General features: G+C 42.0%; 19 protein-coding genes and 1 other annotated feature (1 of these 20 only partly in view). Of the genes, 1 reads left to right on the forward strand and 18 read right to left on the reverse strand.

The window, feature by feature from the left end:
* Positions 1–160, reverse strand: a binding site (T-box leader) (it extends 88 nt beyond the left edge of the window).
* A gap of 43 nt (positions 161–203) precedes the next feature.
* The 18 genes from ytxC to NSS76_RS13570 form a co-directional block, all read right to left on the reverse strand.
* Entirely contained in the window at positions 204–1073 is an 870-nt protein-coding gene (gene ytxC / locus NSS76_RS13485; protein WP_024425712.1) for a putative sporulation protein YtxC, read from the reverse strand.
* 60 nt (positions 1074–1133) lie between these two features.
* A complete protein-coding gene (locus NSS76_RS13490; RefSeq protein ID WP_025092250.1) occupies positions 1134–1772 on the reverse strand; it encodes a TVP38/TMEM64 family protein in 639 nt (212 codons plus the stop codon).
* A gap of 33 nt (positions 1773–1805) precedes the next feature.
* On the reverse strand, positions 1806–2735 hold the full coding sequence (gene dnaI / locus NSS76_RS13495; RefSeq protein WP_024425710.1) for a primosomal protein DnaI: 930 nt from the start codon (positions 2733–2735) through the stop codon (positions 1806–1808).
* A 16-nt stretch (positions 2736–2751) separates the two neighbouring features.
* Positions 2752–4176 carry a replication initiation and membrane attachment family protein gene (locus NSS76_RS13500; RefSeq protein WP_073208397.1) on the reverse strand — a complete coding sequence of 475 codons (1425 nt, stop codon included), beginning with the start codon at positions 4174–4176 and terminating at the stop codon, positions 2752–2754.
* A 101-nt stretch (positions 4177–4277) separates the two neighbouring features.
* Positions 4278–4736, reverse strand: a complete 459-nt coding sequence (gene nrdR / locus NSS76_RS13505) for a transcriptional regulator NrdR (RefSeq protein WP_003216720.1) — start codon at positions 4734–4736, stop codon at positions 4278–4280.
* A 4-nt stretch (positions 4737–4740) separates the two neighbouring features.
* Complete coding sequence (locus NSS76_RS13510) at positions 4741–5127, reverse strand: hypothetical protein (RefSeq protein ID WP_024425708.1); 387 nt, start codon at positions 5125–5127, stop codon at positions 4741–4743.
* 185 nt (positions 5128–5312) lie between these two features.
* The gene (gene speD, locus NSS76_RS13515) at positions 5313–5693 is read right to left on the reverse strand and encodes an adenosylmethionine decarboxylase (protein WP_003216492.1); all 381 of its coding nucleotides are present in this window, start codon (positions 5691–5693) and stop codon (positions 5313–5315) included.
* A gap of 235 nt (positions 5694–5928) precedes the next feature.
* Positions 5929–6951, reverse strand: a complete 1023-nt coding sequence (locus NSS76_RS13520; RefSeq protein ID WP_024425707.1) for a glyceraldehyde-3-phosphate dehydrogenase — start codon at positions 6949–6951, stop codon at positions 5929–5931.
* Between the two features lie 172 nt (positions 6952–7123).
* Positions 7124–7729 carry a dephospho-CoA kinase gene (gene coaE, locus NSS76_RS13525; protein ID WP_024425706.1) on the reverse strand — a complete coding sequence of 202 codons (606 nt, stop codon included), beginning with the start codon at positions 7727–7729 and terminating at the stop codon, positions 7124–7126.
* Between the two features lie 13 nt (positions 7730–7742).
* Complete coding sequence (gene ytaF / locus NSS76_RS13530; protein WP_024425705.1) at positions 7743–8375, reverse strand: sporulation membrane protein YtaF; 633 nt, start codon at positions 8373–8375, stop codon at positions 7743–7745.
* Positions 8376–8549: 174 nt separating this feature from the next.
* Positions 8550–9383 carry a DNA-formamidopyrimidine glycosylase gene (gene mutM, locus NSS76_RS13535; protein ID WP_212048599.1) on the reverse strand — a complete coding sequence of 278 codons (834 nt, stop codon included), beginning with the start codon at positions 9381–9383 and terminating at the stop codon, positions 8550–8552.
* 26 nt (positions 9384–9409) lie between these two features.
* Positions 9410–12049 (reverse strand): DNA polymerase I, encoded by a 2640-nt coding sequence (gene polA, locus NSS76_RS13540; protein ID WP_341082387.1) that lies wholly within the window; start codon positions 12047–12049, stop codon positions 9410–9412.
* 255 nt (positions 12050–12304) lie between these two features.
* Positions 12305–14047, reverse strand: coding sequence for a two-component system histidine kinase PnpS (gene pnpS / locus NSS76_RS13545; protein WP_151862623.1), 1743 nt, complete (start codon positions 14045–14047; stop codon positions 12305–12307).
* Positions 14040–14768 (reverse strand): response regulator transcription factor, encoded by a 729-nt coding sequence (locus tag NSS76_RS13550; RefSeq protein ID WP_024426141.1) that lies wholly within the window; start codon positions 14766–14768, stop codon positions 14040–14042. The genes pnpS and NSS76_RS13550 overlap by 8 nt, the downstream gene beginning before the upstream one ends.
* A gap of 185 nt (positions 14769–14953) precedes the next feature.
* Positions 14954–15892: a malate dehydrogenase gene (gene mdh / locus NSS76_RS13555; RefSeq protein ID WP_008356047.1), complete on the reverse strand. Its 939-nt coding sequence runs from the start codon at positions 15890–15892 to the stop codon at positions 14954–14956.
* 34 nt (positions 15893–15926) lie between these two features.
* Positions 15927–17198 carry an NADP-dependent isocitrate dehydrogenase gene (gene icd / locus NSS76_RS13560; protein ID WP_024424789.1) on the reverse strand — a complete coding sequence of 424 codons (1272 nt, stop codon included), beginning with the start codon at positions 17196–17198 and terminating at the stop codon, positions 15927–15929.
* 148 nt (positions 17199–17346) lie between these two features.
* Positions 17347–18465: a citrate synthase gene (citZ, locus tag NSS76_RS13565; RefSeq protein WP_024424790.1), complete on the reverse strand. Its 1119-nt coding sequence runs from the start codon at positions 18463–18465 to the stop codon at positions 17347–17349.
* Positions 18466–18841: 376 nt separating this feature from the next.
* Positions 18842–19306 (reverse strand): DUF441 domain-containing protein, encoded by a 465-nt coding sequence (locus NSS76_RS13570; protein ID WP_024424791.1) that lies wholly within the window; start codon positions 19304–19306, stop codon positions 18842–18844.
* A gap of 100 nt (positions 19307–19406) precedes the next feature.
* Between NSS76_RS13570 and ytvI the strand changes: the two genes are divergently transcribed.
* A complete protein-coding gene (gene ytvI, locus NSS76_RS13575) occupies positions 19407–20525 on the forward strand; it encodes a sporulation integral membrane protein YtvI (RefSeq protein WP_024424792.1) in 1119 nt (372 codons plus the stop codon).
* Positions 20526–20549 lie beyond the last annotated feature (24 nt).

A 20549-nucleotide genomic window follows, 5' to 3' on the forward strand; every position in this document is an offset into this window, starting at 1 on the left:
CGGTTCGATAACGGGAATTCCCGTCAGCCATTACTAAAAAGTTCACAGCTGATGTTCAAAGGTGGTAAAGCAAATGGTCCTCTGCTAGGAAGCTTTCAGCCGCGGCTTCCCTCTCTTTAAGCGGGTGTTCATTTGTTCATGTCCTTATCAATACGGTCTCTGTATGAAGTTACACCGTATTATAAAACGTTTTTTCGTGAAAATCAAGAAAGCTTTTCACTTTTCTTGTTGAAATGAGCATGTACAAATTGAACATTCTGCTCTTGGAATGAATGAGACGGGAACACCTCGACCCTTTCTTGAAAAATATTTTGAATGGTTTGCACCATCGAGTGACCTGTATCATTTGTAAATAGGTCAATTTTTTGCGGTGCAATGGAGACAAGCGGTGCAATCAGCTGCGAATCAATATACATTGGATGCTCTCTTACAAACTGTCTGTCTATGTATTGTTTTTGATCACGCTCAGAAGCGTAGCGAAATTCCCAAATCACCAGGCGGTCCTGATGCACAACATGTACTTTTTCAAGCCTAGGCTCTCTTGCCATCACATAGTCTCGAAGCGATTGAATGAAATTTTGATACTCTTGCTCCATTTTGTATTCTTCAATGGACACTTCAACATAGTTCTTCAGCCTTCGGTCATACTCTGACAGTCTAAATGTCATAAATGAACCAATTGAAAAAACGCCTTGCTGTAAAGAAATCGCCTCAAGCTCCTTTTTTAAAAGGGCTTCTCTTGACGGGTCTTGCTGAATGCCGGGAATATCATCTAAATCCCCGTTCATGATACTGTGTGCGATGGAAAGAATTTGGTGCTGCTCTTCAGGATCTTTAAACAAATAGGTGTTTTCAAGGATGCTGCGCATGCGCTCATTTTCTTTGCATTCCAAAAAAAAGTGAACCAGTAATGGCCGCACAATGTGCTCAAGTGCTTCTTCGGATTCCTTCGCCTCTATGAGAAGCCGGTCTTTCCCTTGTTGAATTGACATGTGATGCCGACTGTCCAAGTGTTCAGCAAGATGTAAAAAAGCGGCGGTATCATATTCATCTTCAAAGATTATTTCAAGCATGTTTGTCCCCCCTAACGACATCTGTTACATATATATGGGGGGAACATAAAAAATAGACGCCTAAAATAAATCAGGCATCTTTCTTTTTAAAATGAGTGGAACAGAGATAAAGATCAAATAAATCAAACAAACAACCACTAAGGCGGCATAATTGCCGCTGACAAAGCTTGAGCCGAGAACATTTAACGCAATTGTACCCGGTATTAAGCCTAAAAAGGTGGCTGTCACAAATGCACGATAATTTGCACGTGAAGCAGCTGCCGCATAGCTGACAAAATCAAAATGAATCGGTGCAATACGCAATAACAAAATATAAAGAAATCCATGCTCCTGAATGCGGGACGTCACCGCTTTCAGCTTTCGGCTGTTTGATTCCGTTTCCTTCTTTTTTGCACGAAAGGTTGAAGCAATCATGAAAGAGCCTGTTGCCCCGGCTGTCGCTCCAATGAGGGCATAAATCGTCCCAAGGACACTGCCGAATGCCAAACCTGCCGCCAAAGAAAAGACCGTAATCGGGACGAGAACAAACGGGCGGAAAAGAGATAAGAAAAGAAAAACAAAGGGAGCCAGCATCCCAAATTGAAGCACCCAATTCTTCACATCTTTCGGCGCCAGCTGAAGATGCTGTTTATTCAGCCACCACAGCGCAGCAGCAAGAATGCCAATCCCAAGAAAAAGCAGCCATTTTCTTTTGTTCATTTCATTTGCTCCTCCTTCAGGTGACATACGCTTTTATAAATGACGGCGGTTTTCTCCTTCGAGCAACACTGGCTCTGCTAAATAGAGAATCCGTTCCATTAAACGAGCGGCTTTGACCTCTTCTTTTTCTCCCCGCTGTGAGTACGTAAAGTGATGCTTCAGCTCGTTTGGTGAGAAATTAGAAGAGAAAAATGTCGGCAGCTGCTCTGCCATACGGTATTGTAAGATCGTACCGAGCAGTTCATCCCGCACCCAGCTTGTCATCGATTCTGCCCCAATATCATCAAGCATTAAAATAGGAGTGGACTTGACCATATTCAGCTTTTCTTCTAGCGTATGATCGGCTAATGAATTTTTTAACTCTCTTACAAATTCAGGCACGTAAACAAGGAGAGATGGGTATTCTTTCTCCGCTAGCTGCTGCGCAATAGCTGCTAGTATATACGTTTTTCCTACCCCAAACTTTCCGTGTAAATACAAGCCTTTTCCTTTTCCAGTCTCATCATAGCTTTGGAGGAATTGACCTACTTTTTGAATGACCTCTTGTCTTCCCACAACGTTCAGATCAGCGAACGTCGCTTGAAGGACATTTTGCGGAATATACATGCTTTTCATCAGCTCTTGCTGTTTCTTCTGTCTATCGAGCCGCAGCTTGACTGGACAAGGGGAATATTCAATATCAATACTCTGACCTTTGATCACAAGCTTCGGGTGATACCCATCTAAAATCGCATTAACGTTTTCGTCATCTAAGCAGTAAGAGCAGCCCTTCGACTGCTGCACATATTCAAAGAGCCGGTTCAAGCTGCGATTGATCATGTCTTCATGTATCTCTTCTTGATGCTTCTGTAAAAAGGCCTTCACATCTTCATCAGATAACACACTTTCTTTAATCTGATTGTATCTCACGCGAAAATCTACTCGTCCTTTTAGCTGTTCAAATGAACGACCGATCGGTTTCATCCCATCTCACCTCACCTTAATGTGCATTGTACTTTTTCATATTTTTAAACTGATCTAACAGTTTTTCTTTTTCTCGTTCGAGGTCTTCTGTAGACAGATTGTCCGTTTGCTCTTTTGACGGCTGTTCTTTTGTTTCAGTTTCTTTCATCCAGTCAGGCAATTTCTCTTCCCGGACAACTTTTCCTGAACCATAAGGGCTGCGCTGCTTTTTCTGCTGCGCCCACTCTGTCATTTGTCTGTTCTCTTCTTTGGCAATTTTCATGGCCGCTGCTACGGTTTTGATTTTCTTTCTCACCCAATGAGCGGCGATTTTTTGCATATATGTTTTTGACAGCTTCATATCTGTTTTGAGTAATGTATAGTAGATGAGAACATTCATGACACCTGGCTCTAGCTGCTGCTCGAGCATGATATCTTCAACAATTCTTAAGTCGGCATAAGTTGGCTCAATACCATCTGCCATGTCTTTTAGCAGCTCTCTAGGCGAAATATGATCCAGCTTTTCAATCAATTTTGCATCTGGAGTATCCGCTGCCGGCGTCTTTGAAGCATCTTGTCGTAAGTGTCTTGGCTGTTTTTGATCAATCAGCTTTGGCTGTTCGCCTCTGTATTCAATTTGGTACCAGTCTCTTGCTGCTTTTCTCAGCTCTTCTGTTGAGATCATTTGATCCGAACCGCATGCACCTGCTACAATATTTTGCATTTGAAGCGGGGTGATGCCGTATACAATAGCTAACTTCTTAATTGTTTCTTTTACCTGCTTTGTCAAAGCCTTCCTTGGAATCATCATGTCAGACATACCGGCTAATAATAGATCGAAATCAAAGGATTCGTCTGAGAGCGGTGCCGGCTGACTCGATCCAACGGTCACATATTCATAGCCGTGCTCAAGCGATGACGCCTGATGAATTTCTTCTGTCATCTTGCGCTCGCCTGGCTGCAATACGTGAAAGACTTCTTCAAACGACCGTGATATGTTCTTTGCTTCTGCAGGAACACCCGGATAGGAGAAATAATCGCGAAGCTGCATATATTTTGCTTTCTCTACACGATGGTACAGTAAAACATTCAGCATACCATCTTGGAAAAATTCATCTGGTCTTAGCGGCGGTACAAGCTCATATGTAAACAGTCTGCCTTCTTCCGTTTCCTGTTCATATGTGCGGAGTAAGCCGATCGCTTCAAGCTTTAAACGTTCCTCAAAAATATCATTTAAATTCGTCTGCAGCATGACCATGAGCTGCCGATGAGGTGCAGGTTTCCCCCACATACGATGTTGTTCCAGCTCACCCCACAGCGTCATGTATAAGCTGAAAGCGGACATGCCAATAAGCGGCTGATATAAAAGAGTGATGAGCTGTCTATCGATGTCACCGAGCAATGAAGCGCTTTTGACGACATACGGATCGACGGCTAGCACTTCCTTCCAATGCTCTGTCATATGCTGATCCTCCCCATGAATTGCGATTGTTTCCATTGTACACTCTTTTTACGTTTTACGCTTTACGCAGGAAAAAGAGCATGAAGAATCTCCAGCTCTTTTTAGCGTTCTTTCTTTAATAGATCTTTTAATTCATCAATAAAGACATTGATGTCTTTAAACTGCCGGTAAACCGAGGCAAACCTGACGTAAGACACTTCATCAATTTTCGCCAGCTCGTCCATGACCATTTCACCTACAAGCTCGCTTTTCACCTCTGACATGCCTTGATTGCGCAGTTCTTTTTCGATATTAAAGCAGACATCCTCCAGCTGCTTTAAAGCAACAGGACGCTTTTCACACGCTTTGATGAGTCCTCTCAGCATTTTTTCCCGGCTGAATTCTTCTCGAATCCCTTCTTTTTTCACCACAATCAGCGGTAATTCTTCTAATTTTTCAAACGTCGTAAAGCGATATTGGCAGCTTTCGCACTCTCTTCTACGACGGATGGATTTCCCTTCATCTACTGGTCTTGAATCAAGCACCCTTGTGCCAAGGTGCTGACATGTGGGACATTTCATTTCATCAGCTCCGATCTATTCTTGGAAGTTGTTTGTCTAGTTCATCATAAAGGGACAGAACGGTCTTCTGACTATAGCCGAAATCTGTTGGCAGGGCCGTTTCTGTTGTCACATTAAAATCGACAGCTGTTTCAAAAGGACGAATTGAAATGACAGTCGCCACGAGAAAGGCTTTTTTCGGCAATCGTATGTTTGCGCTGATTTCACCTCGTTCTGCTGAAACAGATGTCACTTGATAAGAATCGCTTCGGGAAAGAATGGTTTCCACCGCTTGAAAAACTTGTGCATTCGTCGATTTGTAGTAATGGCTTTTCAGTTCTGACACTGGATGTTCGTCAGATGTTTCTGTATGGTTTGACATGAATCGTTTAAACTTTTGTCTTAAAGTCATACACGTATCCCCTTTGCCATAATGCCTCTTTCTTTATTTTATAAAAAAAACCTTTGTTTTCCTAGAACAAAAGTATAGACAAGCTGGGGAATGTTGGATTTTTTATCAAAAAAAAATATAAAAAGGAGCATAACACAAAGGCATTCAATGCTTTTGGCCAGCTCCCATTGCAATCTTTTTTATGTTTACAGTGCTTTGGCTTGTGCCTGTTTTACTTGTACAGGTCCCATGCCTCGAGGAATTTCGATGTTTTCTCTTGTTTCAGCACCTAATTCATCTCCGATATGATCTGCTGCAATATTCGGATCTAGGTCACCGCAAGTATAAACATCTATGCTCGCATAACCATGTTCAGGAAAGCTGTGAATTGTCAGATGAGATTCAGAAATAATGACAACTCCACTTACTCCTTGAGGTGCAAATTTGTGAAAAGCAACCTCTCTTACCTCAGCTCCTGATTTCAAAGCTGCATTTACAAACGTTTTTTCAATAAAATCCATGTCGTTCAGTTTATCACAGTCGCATCCCCATAGCTCGGAGATAACGTGACGTCCGATTGTTTCCATCATGGACCCCCCTTTAAACAAGAATGAAAGAGTGAAGTTCTAAGCAGCCGGACCGGACATATACCACGGGGGAAAGTTAGTCCTAAGAGGTCCTAACCCTTTAAGTATACCCGAATGAGTCTGCGAACAAGAAGTTCACGAAAAATAGTATACTTTGTTTAGACCCATTTTGCAAGCTGTGTTTTTAGTGGGATTTTCTCTCATTTCTTGAAAAGGGACGATCGTCTTCTTCATTTCAAACAGCAGACAGCTCTTTCATCTGTGCGCCGACAAACTTTACAAGGTCAACCACTCGGCATGAATAACCCCATTCATTGTCATACCATGCAAGAACTTTCACTTTTCTCCCTTCCATTACCATCGTTGTCAGTCCATCAACGACTGCTGAATAAGGATTTGTGTTAAAGTCCGTAGAAACAAGCGGCTCATCTGTGTAATCTAAAATACCGGCAAGAGATGTTTTAGATGCATTCGAGAAGGCTGCATTGACTTCTTCTGCTGTCACATCTTTTTTCAAGTCAACGACAAGATCAACCATCGACACATTGGAAACCGGTACGCGAAGTGCAAGTCCATGTAATTTCCCTTTCATGTGCGGAAGCACTAAAGAAAGCGCTTTAGCGGCACCCGTCGTAGTTGGAATAATGGACTGAGCACATGCTCTCGCCCGGCGCAGATCCTTATGCGGATTATCGATATTTTTTTGATCATTTGTATAAGCATGAACCGTTGTCATTAAACCATTGTCGATGCCAAATTCATCATCTAACAGTTTCACAACTGGTGCTAAACAGTTTGTTGTACAAGATGCGTTTGAAATAATGACGTGCTTTTCAGGATCAAGATCATCCTCATTGACACCCATCACAATCGTAATGTCTTCATTTTTACCTGGAGCTGTTAGAACGACTTTTTTCGCTCCGGCATCTATATGGCCCATCGCTTGATCTTTTGAATTAAATTTACCTGTTGCTTCAATGACGATATCAATCCCAAGCTCTCCCCATGGAAGCTGCTTTGGATCTCTATTATTAAGCAAAAGAACTCTTTTGCCATTCACAATCAAGGCGTCATCTTCTGCTGTCACATCACATTCGTAACGTCCATGATTTGTATCATATTTAATTAAATGTGCTAGCGTTTCGGCAGGATAGCTTGCGTTCACCGCTACAATTTGAATTTGATCATCAAGCATTGCTTTTCTGAAGACCATGCGTCCAATTCTGCCAAACCCATTGATCGCTGCTTTTACCTTCATGAACAGGTCACTCCTCTATTATGTGTTATACTCAATAAATTTATTTATGAAATTAGTATATCACATTAGAATGTAATTGCCAGTATATAAACGTATATTTTCTAAAAAGGGCTGTTCTTTTCAAAGGAAATCAGAATAAAGCATAAAAAAAGAAGAGTACGTGTATGTACTCTTACTTATCTGTATGTTCCCATTCATTTAATATGTTCTGCAATTGCTTTCTAATAAACGCGAGATCTTGTGTGTTCTCTATCACGCGGTCTGCTTTTTTACATTTCTCCTCAAGAGGCTGCTGAGAGTGTATTCGATTCAGCGCTTCTTCCTCGTCGAGGTCATTTCGATTCATGAGCCGCGACAGCTGCAATTCAGGCGTTGTATACACCACAATGATGCGGTCGACGAGACTTTCCAGCTGACTTTCAAATAAAAGCGGGATATCGAGGACAACGAAGGTTTCCTTCTGACTAACCCCTTCATCTCGCTGTTTGAGCATTTCTTTTCTCACTTCAGGATGAACAATCGCATTCAGCTGCTTTCTTTTCTCTTCATCAGAAAAAATGATGGCTCCAAGCTGCTGCCGGTTCAGCTCCCCATTTGGCAGGAGAACATCCTCGCCAAAGGTTTGAACGATTTGTTGAAGAGCTGGTGTACCTTTGGCAACCGCTTCTTTTGCAATGACATCTGCGTCCACGACCCGGATGCCCTGCTCTTTTATCATTTGCGAGACGGTGCTTTTTCCACTAGCAATCCCGCCTGTTAATCCAATGACAAGCGTCAATTGATTTCCTCCTTTACAGCTTCCACACCCCAATTAAAATGAGCAGAAGCCCTGGTAAGCATGCAAGTTTATCGATCCAGCGCCAATTGGCCAAGTAATGCCCGGCACGGAGCCCGATACACACAAAGAGTGAGCTCATCACGGCCACAGTGATACTCATGACAATTGGAGAAAAGCCTAGAATCGCAGCGCCAATCCCTGCGCCAAATGCATCAATGGATAAAGCAATCCCAAGAAGCACCGCTTCTATTCCATTGATCGTCCCAGAACGGTCAATATCAGCACTTGTCGGCTTTCGCAAAATTTGAATAACAAGACCAAGCGATTGCACTTCCACATTGAGCAATGTCTTTTCATGAAGAAGCAAATCGCGCTCTTTCGCTGGTTTGTAAAATTGATAAAGGACCCAAAGTCCAATGGCGATCAAAATGCCTCCACCAAGTTTATCCGTCACTGAGACAGGGAGGAATGTCGTCAGCAGGCTGCCAATCAGCATGGAAATGAGCAGCACAATCCCTGAACAGCATGCAATAATGACAATCGCTTTAAATGGAATCTTCATTTTACGAAGGCCATACGTAAAGCCTACAGAAAAGCTGTCAATACTGACTGCAATAGCTAAAAACAGGAGCGAAATCGAAATCATACCTGAACTCTTCCTTTCTGTTCATGCAACGATGATCAAGAGTCTCTAGGCGTCCTTAGACTCTTCTTCACTATATGAAGAGCAGGTGGGCTGTGTGTCAGTCTACACCTTGCTGAAAAATGAATGTTTTTTATCGTATGCACAGCAAAAAGGAAGCATGCTGATGGCTGATTTTTATTGAGGACGTTTTTGGCAGGTCACACAAAAATGTGTGCCGCGCCCTCCGACTACTGTTTTCTCAATGATGCTTCCGCATGTTTGACAAGGCTCTCCCCGCCGGTCATACACAAGAAGCTGCAGCTGAAATGTACCAATATCACCTTGTGAATTGATATATGAGCGAATCGTGCTGCCTCCTGCATCTACCGCCACTTGTAGTGTATCGATAATATGCCTGTGAAGCACTTTACACGATTCAAGGCTGAGCTGATTCGCTTTTGTTTCTGGATGAATGCCTGCTTTAAACAAAACCTCATCTACATAAATATTACCTAGTCCCACGACAATCTTTTGATCAAGCAGCGCTGTTTTGACCACACGGGATGTTTTTTTCAATTGCTCCCATAAATATTCCGGAGTGAATTGAACATCAAAAGGCTCATATCCCAGCTGTGAGAGCGGGAGTTCCTTTTCTTCTTCACCCGGCTGAAATAAATGCATCGTGCCAAATTTACGCACATCATGATACCGAAGCTCAGTACCGTCTGTAAACGTAAAGACGACGTGGACATGTTTATCGTATGGTTCATGCGCTTCATGTACACGGTATTTCCCTTCCATCCTTAAATGGGAGACCATCACGTAATGGTCTAAATGAAAGAGCAGGAACTTTCCTCTTCTTTCAATGGTTTGTATCGTTTCTCCTACCATCCTTCTTGCGAACTCTTCCGGCTCCCCAGGACGTTTGATGATATTTGGCCATTTAATATCGACCGTTTCAATCGTTTTTCCTTCGACTAACCGCTTGAGTGTGCGCCGGACGGTTTCAACTTCTGGTAATTCCGGCATGCTCCTCGCTCCTTTTTCTCTCTCTATTATTTTGCGTCGTACCAAGATGGGCCTGAAGCAAAATCAACTTTTAGCGGCACATCTAGCTGAAGTGCATTTTCCATGACTTCAGGGACAATTTTTTCAAGTATGGCAATTTCTTCTTTCGGTGCTTCAAAGATCAATTCATCGTGCACCTGTAATAAAAGATTTGCCTGCAAGTTTTCTTCTTTTAACTTTCGCGCCATATCAATCATGGCTTTTTTAATAATATCAGCTGCACTTCCTTGGATCGGTGTGTTCATGGCTGTTCGTTCGGCAAAGCTTTTGATATTAAAATTACGGCTTGTGATATCCGGGATATACCTTCTGCGTTTGAGAAGCGTCGTGACATATCCTTTTTGTTTCGCTTCCTGCACGATCTCTTCCATATAGGTTTTCACGCCTTTAAAGCTTGTTAAATAGCGTTCGATAAAGGCAGCTGCTTCTTTTCTTGTGATCCCAAGGTTTTGAGATAATCCATAGTCACTGATTCCATATACAATTCCGAAGTTGACAGCCTTGGCTTGTCTTCTCATAGAGGAAGTCACTTCTTCTTCTGAGACATGGAACACGTCCATCGCTGTTTTTGTGTGAATATCCATATCTTGCGTAAACGCTTCGATCAAATTCTCATCCTGAGAAATATGAGCGAGTACACGCAGCTCAATTTGAGAATAGTCAGCAGCAAACATGAGCCAGCCTTCTTTTGAAGGGACGAATGCTTGACGAATCTTTCGTCCTTCCTCTAAACGAATCGGGATATTTTGCAGGTTGGGATCTGTTGAGCTTAGTCTTCCTGTTTGCGTGAGCGCTTGATTAAATCGTGTATGCACTTTATGGGTATCCTTGCGCGTTACTTTCATTAAGCCTTCCACATAGGTCGATTGCAGCTTTCCAATTTGGCGGTAATGCAGAATGGACCGAATGATCTCGTGCTTATCTTCAAGCTTTTCAAGAACATCCGCAGATGTCGAGTAGCCCGTCTTTGTCTTTTTAATAATCGGCAGGCCTAATTTTTCAAAAAGAATCACGCCAAGCTGTTTAGGAGAATTGATGTTAAACGTTTCACCTGCTAAGCGGTGAATGGTTTCTTCATATTCTTTCAGCTTTTTCGTTAACTCTTCACCCATCTTCTCTAGGCGCTCAATATCTACCTTTACGCCAAGTGATTCCATTTCACCTAAGATGAGGGCAAGCGGCAGCTCTAAGTCTTCATATAGTTCATGCTGATCATTTTTTTCTAGCGCTTCAAGTGTTAAATCATGCAGAGCAGAGATCGCCGCTGCTTTTCGCCCAAGATGTTCCTTCAGTTCGTCTTCAGGTGGAATCGCCTGCTTTGCTCCTTTTCCGTACACTTTTTCATCAGAAAGAGCGATGTTAAGACCGTATTCCTTCGCCACACTTGCGACGTCCTCATACGATTTCTGAGGGTTGACGACATAGGAAGCGAGCAGAACATCGTTATCGACACCTTTTAGATCGACATCATGCCATCTGAGGGCGACAACGGCTCTTTTTGAATCAAAGACCCATTTCTTCTTCGTTTCATCCTGTACCCATTGTTTAAATGCATCTGATTGAAGCGCATCTTCTTTCGTGATAAAAAACGCACCATTTTCATTATGGATCGCAAAACCAATCAAATCTGCTTCATGATAATTATCTCCAAGCTGTTCTACCACAAGAGCAGCATGATCTGTCAGCATCTCATCCGTTACTTCGGTCATTTTTTTCACTTCTAATGCTTCTACTTCGACCTGTTCACCTGTTTCTGGTGCTTCTCCTAGACGTTCTAGCAGCGTTTGAAAGCCTAGTTCTTTATACAGAGAGATCACTTGATCCATATGAGGACCTTCATATGCGAGATCCTTGCTTGATACATCAATTGGCGCTTCTACAAGAATCGTTGCGAGTTTTTTACTCATCACTGCCTGCTCTTTATATTCTTCAAGCTTTTCTTTGAGTTTTTTCCCGCTGACTTCGTCAATATGTTCAAGCAGGTTTTCAAGCGTTTCAAACTGCTTTAACAATTTAATCGCTGTTTTTTCACCTACACCTGGCACCCCTGGGATATTATCTGAGGAATCTCCCATCAAACCTTTCATATCGATGATTTGATCTGGGCGCAGGCCATATTTCTCTTCAATATGAGCCGGTGTGTAATATTCTACTTCTGTAATGCCTTTTTTCGTAATTGCTACCGTCGTATGATCTGTTGAGAGCTGCGTTAAGTCCTTATCTCCTGAGAAAATTTTGACTTCAAAGCCGTCTTTTTCTGCCTCCACAGCCAATGTCCCGATAATATCGTCTGCCTCGTATTGAGGAAGCTCGTACCTTTTCACCTGATAGGCATCTAATAGTTCACGGATAAACGGCATTTGTTCTGATAGCTCTGGCGGCGTTTTTTGTCTTCCGCCTTTATATTCTTTAAATGTCTCGTGGCGGAACGTTGTTTTTCCCGCATCAAATGCGACAAGCATATGGGTTGGCTTCTCGTCCTCGAGCATCTTCATTAAGATCATCGCAAAGCCATAAATGGCATTTGTATGGACGCCTTTATCATTTGATAATAGCGGCAAAGCAAAAAAGGCTCGATATGCGAGACTGTTTCCATCCACTAGTACTAATTTCTTTTTGTCTGTCATGTTTTAATCCTCCATCGGCTGAGCCATTTCAGCCGTCTCTTTCACACATTGTATCATCATTTTATCAAAGTTTATTTTGAAAAGAAAATAGTCGAACCTGCATAAAAAAAGGGACGAAAACAACAAGTGTTTTCGTCCTTACAAAATTGGCTCCTTGGATGAAGGGGTTCCTATTCATCCTACCAATGATTGTTTAACTAAACATGAATCCATTGTAAAGATCATGTAAATTTTAACGTGACTTTCCTTTTTCCCCTATTTTGATTTCAGGCTCACTGTAAAAGTTGTTCCTTTGCCTTGTTTACTATGGACCGAGATCGTTCCTTCATGCGCCTCCACAAGGTGTTTGACAATGGCAAGACCAAGTCCTGTACCGCCTGAATTTCTACTTCTATCTTTATCAATTCGATAAAATCTCTCAAATATTCTTGGAATCTCGCTTTTCTTCATGCCGATTCCTGTATCTGCTACATCAAATTCATAGGCACCTTTCCGCGGTCTTGCCGAAATGGTGACACTCCCTCCCTCTGGTGTATAGGTAAGGGCATTGTTCACGAGATTGAGGAAGATTTGCTTTAACCTCAGCGGATCTGCCATCACATAGACAGGCTCTTTCGGGATTCGCACTTGTAATTGAATGCCTTTTTCTGCGGCCTTTTGTTTTAAAAGGACTTCAATCTCTTGAATGATTTCTGTCGCATTGGCGTCTTGAATATTCAGTTTGAAATGCTGCTGCTCGATTTTGGAAAGATCGAGTAAATCTTGAATGAGAGTTTCGAGACGGACACTCTCTTTTAGAATGATGGAAAGGAATTGTGTCAGCGCTTCTTTGTCATCAATCGCTCCATCAAGAAGAGTTTCAGAGAATCCTTTAATCGACGTAATCGGTGTCTTTAATTCGTGAGACACATTGGCGACAAAATCTTTTCGCATCTGCTCCAGCTGCTTTGTTTCTGTCACGTCATGAAATACAAGGACAATTCCTTTCCATTCATCGTCTGTACTTAAAATGGGAACACCATCCACCTGGAAGTAGCGCCGTTCAATGTCAACGGCCAGGCGTAAAAACTTCCGCACCTTCGTTTCTGTCATGAAAATTTCGTCAATCAGCTCAATAATTTCTTCATGAGTAAATGCTTCATGGTACAGCTTGTGCATGTAAATGTGCTTTTGCACTTTAAACTGCTTGCGGAAGGTTCGATTGACTAGGTTGATATACCCCATCTTATCAATCAAAATAATTCCTGCACCGATGTTTTCAATGACTGTTTGCAGACGGTCCCGCTGCATTTCCCCAGTGCTAGTCATTTCTTGAAGGCTTTCTGCCAGGCGCTTCATTGATGTATTAAGCTCACTTGTTTCGATGATGAGCTCTTCATAATGATTGGTATCATAGTTCCCGCGTTCCAGCTGTTTGGCTACCTTTGTGGCATAATCTATCGGTTTTACATATTTCATCGACATGCGGTATCCAAAGAAAATGATAATAATAATCGCCGAGCCAAGACAAACGGCTAATGCGAGCCAAAGCTGGCCGTCAATTTCATTTAAAGGCTGGAATGACGCATGGAGAAATAAATAGCCCACCGGTTTGTTTTGTTTCAGGATAGGGACTGCGTAATGAAACAGCGCATCCTTCTCATCCTCAATGACGACGCCTTTTGTTTGAAGGCGTTCATTGTTCAGTGTGTTTTGAATGATGCCCCTTTGCTCCGCTTGACCCGTTGTATGTATGATATTCCCCTTCAGGTCCACAATTGACGCATTCATATCGAGATGCTGCTTTGCCTGATTGAGGATCTCCTTGTTTTGCTTCGCCTGCAGATCATCACCATCCATGGAAGAAAGAAGAAAGCTCGATTCATTTTCCATTCGTTCCGTTAATTTTGTTTCATAAAAAACATGGAACATGTGATCCAAAAAAAGGCCAAGTGCAACAAACACAATAAAAAGGAGAAAAATAAGGCCCGAAAACAGGCGGGTTCGAATTTTACTCATTTGGCTTTGGCTCCTCCAATTTGTAGCCTAAGCCGCGAATGGTTTTAATGTATGTTGGTTTTTTCGTATTCTTTTCAATTTTGTCCCGCAAGTGGCTGATATGTACATCCACAATACGAGTGTCACCTGCAAAGTCATAATTCCAAACGGCACTTAGCAGCAGATCACGTGTGAGGACACGTCCTTTATGCTTGGCCAAATAAAGCAGCAGTTCAAATTCCTTCGGCGTAAGCTCTAGGCGTTCTTCTTGGAAGTAGACTTCGTAGTGTTCTGGTAAAATGCGCAGTTCACCAATTTTGATTTGGTCTGCAATGACCTCTTCCTTCTCCTCTTGCGCGGGGACAGGCTGAGATTGCTGCGCTCTTCTCAAGATGGCTTTTACCCGAGCACCCACTTCTCTAGGACTAAATGGCTTTGTCATGTAATCATCGGCTCCAAGCTCAAGACCGAGCACCTTATCAAATTCATCGTCCTTTGCTGTCAGCATTAAAATAGGGAACATCATTTTTTGAATTCTCAGTTGTTTACACACTTCAATGCCGTCCATCTTCGGAAGCATTAAATCTAATACAATGAGATCAGGCTGTTCACTTGCTGCTTTTTCAAGCGCTTCTTCCCCATCTCTTGCTGTGACGACATCATAGCCCGCCCTTTCAAGGTTATAGCTTAGAAGTGTTACAATCGATTCTTCATCATCCACAACTAATATTTTTTTATTCATGTTGTGCCTCCAATTAGTGATTTCCCCTGCATCCGTTTTTTTGTATCTTATGTGAAAAGCGAGAAGTCATGCTTTCTCTTTCATTTTAACGAAAGCTTAACAAGAGGACAATTTAAAATTTCGACAAGATTTGTTTTGTAAACAAAAAGAAGGCCCCTCATAAGAGAAGCCTTCTTTTTTTCATATTAAGACAATACTTTCATGACGTTCTTAACAGATTCAACCGAACGGTCAAGCTGACTTCTTTCTTCTTCTGTCAACTCAAGCTCAATGATCTGCTCAAGGCCGTTTCCACCTACGATTGTTGGTACTCCAAGGTAAATGCCTTCGTAGCCATATTCACCTTCAAGGTATGCAATCGTTGGGATGACGCGGCGCTGATCTTTTAGAATCGCCTCAACCATTTCTACTAGTGAAGCAGCAGGTGCATAATAGGCACTACCGTTACCTAATAGGTTTACGATTTCGCCGCCGCCTTTTCTTGTTCTTTCAACAATCGCATCAATTCGATCTTTTGGAATCAATGTTTCAAGCGGGATACCGCCAGCATAAGAGTAACGAACAAGCGGAACCATGTCATCGCCATGTCCACCAAGGACAAAGCCCGTCACATCTTTGACAGATAGGTTTAATTCTTGAGCAACAAATGTACGGAAACGTGCTGTATCAAGAATGCCCGATTGTCCAATGACTTTTTCTTTTGGTAATCCTGATTCTTTATAAACTGCATATGTCATTGCATCAACAGGGTTTGTTAACACAACAATAATGGCTTCTGGAGAATATTTAACGATTTCGCGTGTCACGCTGCGCATGATTTTTTCATTTGTGGACACGAGATCGTCACGGCTCATTCCCGGCTTTCTTGCAATTCCTGCCGTAATGACCACGACATCAGAACCGGCTGTATCTTCGTAGTTAGAAGTGCCTGTAATGTTCGCATCGAAGCCTTGAACAGGGCTTGCTTCCAGCATATCAAGTGCTTTCCCTTTTGTTGGGTTTTCAAGCTGCGGGATATCAACTAATACGACATCCGCTAATTCTTTTTGAGCTGTTAGAAATGCTGTAGTTGCTCCAGTAAAACCTGCTCCGATGACAGATACTTTTTTACGCTTGTTTGCCATTTCCTTTTTCCCCTTTAACTTTAAAGTTTAAGAATCAAGACAAGTTTTTGATGAGCTCGTCAGCAAACTCAGAACATTTTACTTCTGTTGCGCCATCCATTAATCTAGCAAAATCGTACGTGACAACTTTAGATGCAATTGTTTTTTCAACAGATTGAATCACTAGATCAGCTGCTTCCTGCCAGCCAAGGTGCTCAAGTAAAAGCACACCTGATAGAAGAACAGAAGATGGATTCACTTTATCAAGACCAGCATATTTTGGTGCTGTTCCGTGAGTCGCTTCAAAAATAGCGTGTCCTGTTTCGTAGTTGATGTTCGCACCAGGTGCGATACCAATTCCACCAACTTGTGCTGCAAGTGCATCAGAGATGTAATCTCCATTTAAGTTCATTGTAGCCACAACATCGAACTCAGCTGGACGAGTTAGGATTTGTTGAAGGAAAATATCTGCAATGCTGTCTTTGACAATGATTTTGCCAGCAGCTTCTGCTTCACTTTGCGCTTTGTTTGCCGCATCTTTTCCATCTTGTTCTACAATACGATCATATTGTGCCCATGTAAAGACCTTGTCGCCAAACTCTTTTTCAGCCACTTCGTAGCCCCAGTTTTTGAAGGCACCTTCTGTAAATTTCATGATGTTTCCTTTGTGAACAAGCGTCACAGATTTACGGCCTTGGTCAATTGCATATTGGATAGCCGCTCTGACAAGACGGGATGTACCCTCTTCAGAAACTGGCTTGATTCCGATACCTGACGTTTCTGGGAAACGGATTTTGTTCACACCTAATTCGTTTTTCAAGAAGTCAATTAACTTCTTCACTTCGTCTGAACCTTTTGCATACTCGATACCTGCATAGATATCTTCTGTGTTCTCACGGAAGATCACCATATCTGTGTCTTCTGGACGTTTCACAGGAGAAGGTACGCCTTTGAACCATCGAACTGGACGTAAGCATGTGAATAAATCAAGCTCTTGTCTAAGTGCCACGTTTAATGAACGGATTCCTCCGCCAATTGGTGTTGTTAGTGGTCCTTTAATCGCGATTAAGTATTCACGAATGTCTTCAAGCGTTTGCTCAGGAAGCCACTCTCCAGTTTTATTGTAAGCTTTCTCACCTGCATATACTTCTTTCCAAGTGATTTGCTTTTCACCTTTATATGCTTTTTCTACAGCTGCTTCAAGTACTCTTGATGCTGCTTTCCAAATGTCAGGACCGATTCCGTCCCCTTCGATAAACGGGATAATTGGATTATTTGGTACATTCAATACGCCGCCAGTAACTGTAATTTTTTCGCCTTGTGACAATGATATTACCTCCCAGGTTATGTAGTGAATATTTGAAACTTCTTGGCTTGATGTCTGCAAGCAAAAAAGTTTTTCACGTGATTCGTTTTTTTGTTGATATGGAGGCTGATTGGCCTTTTGAAATCAGCCCCCGCTTATTCTATAAACATTAGTCTCTTTCACTGATCGGAACAAAGGTTTGAAGATCAGGTCCAATGTAGTCAGCTCTTGGACGGATGAGACGGTTGTTGTCATATTGCTCTAGAATGTGAGCAATCCATCCAGAGAATCGGCTGATCACGAAAATTGGTGTAAACAAGTCATGATCAATCCCAAGACTGTGATATACAGATGCAGAATAAAAATCAACATTTGGTGGAAGATTTTTCTCTGATGTCACGATTTCCTCTGCGCGAACAGACATTTCATACCATTTCGGCTCGCCAGTGAGGTTTGTTAAACGCTGGCTCATTTCTTTTAGATGCTTTGCACGCGGGTCACCTTGACGGTATACGCGGTGGCCAAAGCCCATAATTTTTTCTTTCTTCTCTAGCTTACCATGAATATAGGAATCTACGTTTTCAACTTCGCCAATTTCTGAAAGCATTTTCATCACGCCTTCATTAGCGCCGCCATGAAGCGGTCCTTTTAGCGCACCGATAGCCGCTGTTACACCAGAGTAGATATCTGATAGTGTAGCAACACATACACGTGCTGTAAATGTCGATGCGTTTAATTCATGATCCGCATGTAGAATAAGTGCCTTATCAATGGCTTCAATTTCTACTGGTGACGGCTCTTCGCCATTTAGCATATACAAGAAGTTTGCAGCATAGCTGTATTCTTCTTTTGGCTGTACAGGCTCAAGTCCCTTGCGAATACGTGAAAATGCAGCGACTAGTCCAGAAATTTTCGCCTGTAAGCGAATCGCCTTTCTGTAATTCGCTTCTTTGTCCATAATCTCTGATTCGTCATCGAGTAAACCTAGTAAGGATACTGCTGTACGAATCGCAGACATTGGATGAACCCCATCGAGCGAATAAGATTTAAAATGCTCAATGATTTCTTGCGGAATCTGAGCATTTTCATTGAGCTGCTGTTTTAATTCACTCAGCTCCTGCTCATTCGGCAGCTTTAAGTGCCATAACAGGTAGACAATTTCTTCGAATGTAGCTTTTTCAGTTAAATCATCGATATTGTACCCTACATAAGTAAGAGTATCATCAATAATTGAGCTTACGGATGAAGTTGTTGCCACGATACCTTCAAGACCTCTTGTTGCTGTCATGTTCAATCTCCCCTTTTTAAAAAGATTCCCCTTCGTTGCAGAATTCTCACTTTTTGAAAGCGCTATCCAATCCGAATAAGATAACAGGCTCAGAAAAGAAAATGCTTACATTTACCTATACGGTTAGAGCGCTTTAAGCCTCATATCTCTTGTATGATCAATGAGTTCAAAATTAAGCCTATTCCCATTATAAACAATAATCAGACATTTGTTAAATGTTTAACTATAATTTTTTTTGATATTTTTTTTTCCAGTCTCCCATATCAGGCATGGAATAAAGGGATTTTGCTTCTTTTAATATATTTAATTATGTTTTTTTGCAAAAGCTCACGCAAGAAAAAATTTAAAAAAGAAAGTGGCAGGAACCACTCTCTTTTCACCCGCTGAAAAATTTCACAGCCTGCATCGCCAAATAAGCGATTCCTGCCCCGATGAGCGGCCCAACAGCCACACCTTTAAATAAGCTGACTGCCAAAATGGTACCAAACACAAGCGCTGCCGTAATATGCGGATCATTTTCGAGTAGCACAATCCCGTTTTTTGCAATTAATGCTACTAATATACCCGCTCCAAGAGCTATCCAAGCATAGGAAGATTTCATCGCTTCTCCAAGCTGCTTAAATCCAATGTCACCTGTTGCAATCGGGACCAGCACAGCAATGGTAATGACAGTGACTCCCCAATTAATGCCTTTAGATTGGAGAACCGGGAAAATTTTTTGATCCAGGCCAATCAGCTTAATCGCGATCAGCACAGAGACCGCTACAATTAACGAATTGTTTTTTGCAATAAGTGCAATAACGAGTAAAAGTACCAAAAATAAATTTGCTTGAGTAAACATACGCCGCTCCTTTCTTTCTTTTTATTGCGACCTTTTCATATTACTAATCTTTTTGAATAAAATGAAGTATCGGACATGCTTGTTTTTTGGAGGGGATTGTGTGAATCACGCCTATGTGGCCATTTTTCTGCGAAGTTTGATGATGATCAGCATTGCTGTTTTTGCGGTTGTCTTTTTATATCAGTCTTTTCCGTTTTTATATCCTTTTTGGATCGCCCTTATTGTGTCTTGTTTGATTCATCCTGCCGTATGCAAAATCGAAGAGATCACCGGAATGCCGAGAGGATTTGTTGTGGTCATTGTGCTCTTGCTCTTTTTAGTTGCAGCTGCCGGCTTAATGACGCTTTTAGTTGCGGAAATCATTTCAGGAAGTGCTTATTTGGCAAAAGTGCTGCCTGGCCATCTTGATCAAATGATTGGTATTGTAGAGCAATTTTTCACAGACAAGATTCTGCCTTTATATCATGATATGACGGCCCAATTTAATACGCTTCAAGCAGGTCAAAAGGAATCGATTTTGGGACAAATTCAAGCACTCGGTGATGAAGCGGCCGCAAAAATCGGGACTTTTCTTTCGAAAACACTCGAGCTTATTCCGGCTTTTTTGGGTCTTTTGCCTGATGCAGCAGCCACTCTGTTATTTTCTGCTCTCGCAACTTTTTTTATCACGAAAGATTGGTTTACGTTAAAAACATATGGCTCACGTATCTTTCCCGCAAAATGGATGCAGCATACACGTGCCATTTTATCTGAAATCAAAAAAGCCATTACCGGCTTTATGAAAGCCCAGCTCCTGCTTGTGGCCATGACGATTGGTATTGTATTGATTGGACTCATCATTTTAAAAGTTGAGCACGCCCTTGTGATTGCTTTATGTATTGGGCTCGTCGATTTACTTCCATATATCGGGAGCGGCACTGTTTTTCTACCGTGGATCATTTATTCTGCTATGACAGGAAATCTTTCCCTCGCCATTGGACTGGGCATTTTGTATATTGTCGTCCTCATTCAAAGACAAATATCAGAGCCAAAAGTCTTAAGCAAATCCATCGGACTTAATCCTTTAGCAACGCTTGTAGCGCTATTTGTCGGGTTAAAATGGTTTGGTTTCTTAGGACTTGTGATTGGCCCTGCCTCACTTGTCGTGTGGCAGGCGTTCCGTAATGCAGGAGTTTTCAGAGATATTTATGAGTACATTCGGTATGGCATGCAAAAATAAAAGAGACCTTCAGCCTGAAGGTCT

This window comes from Bacillus sp. FSL R5-0654 (assembly GCF_038008745.1).
Lineage (GTDB): Bacteria > Bacillota > Bacilli > Bacillales > Bacillaceae > Bacillus > Bacillus safensis.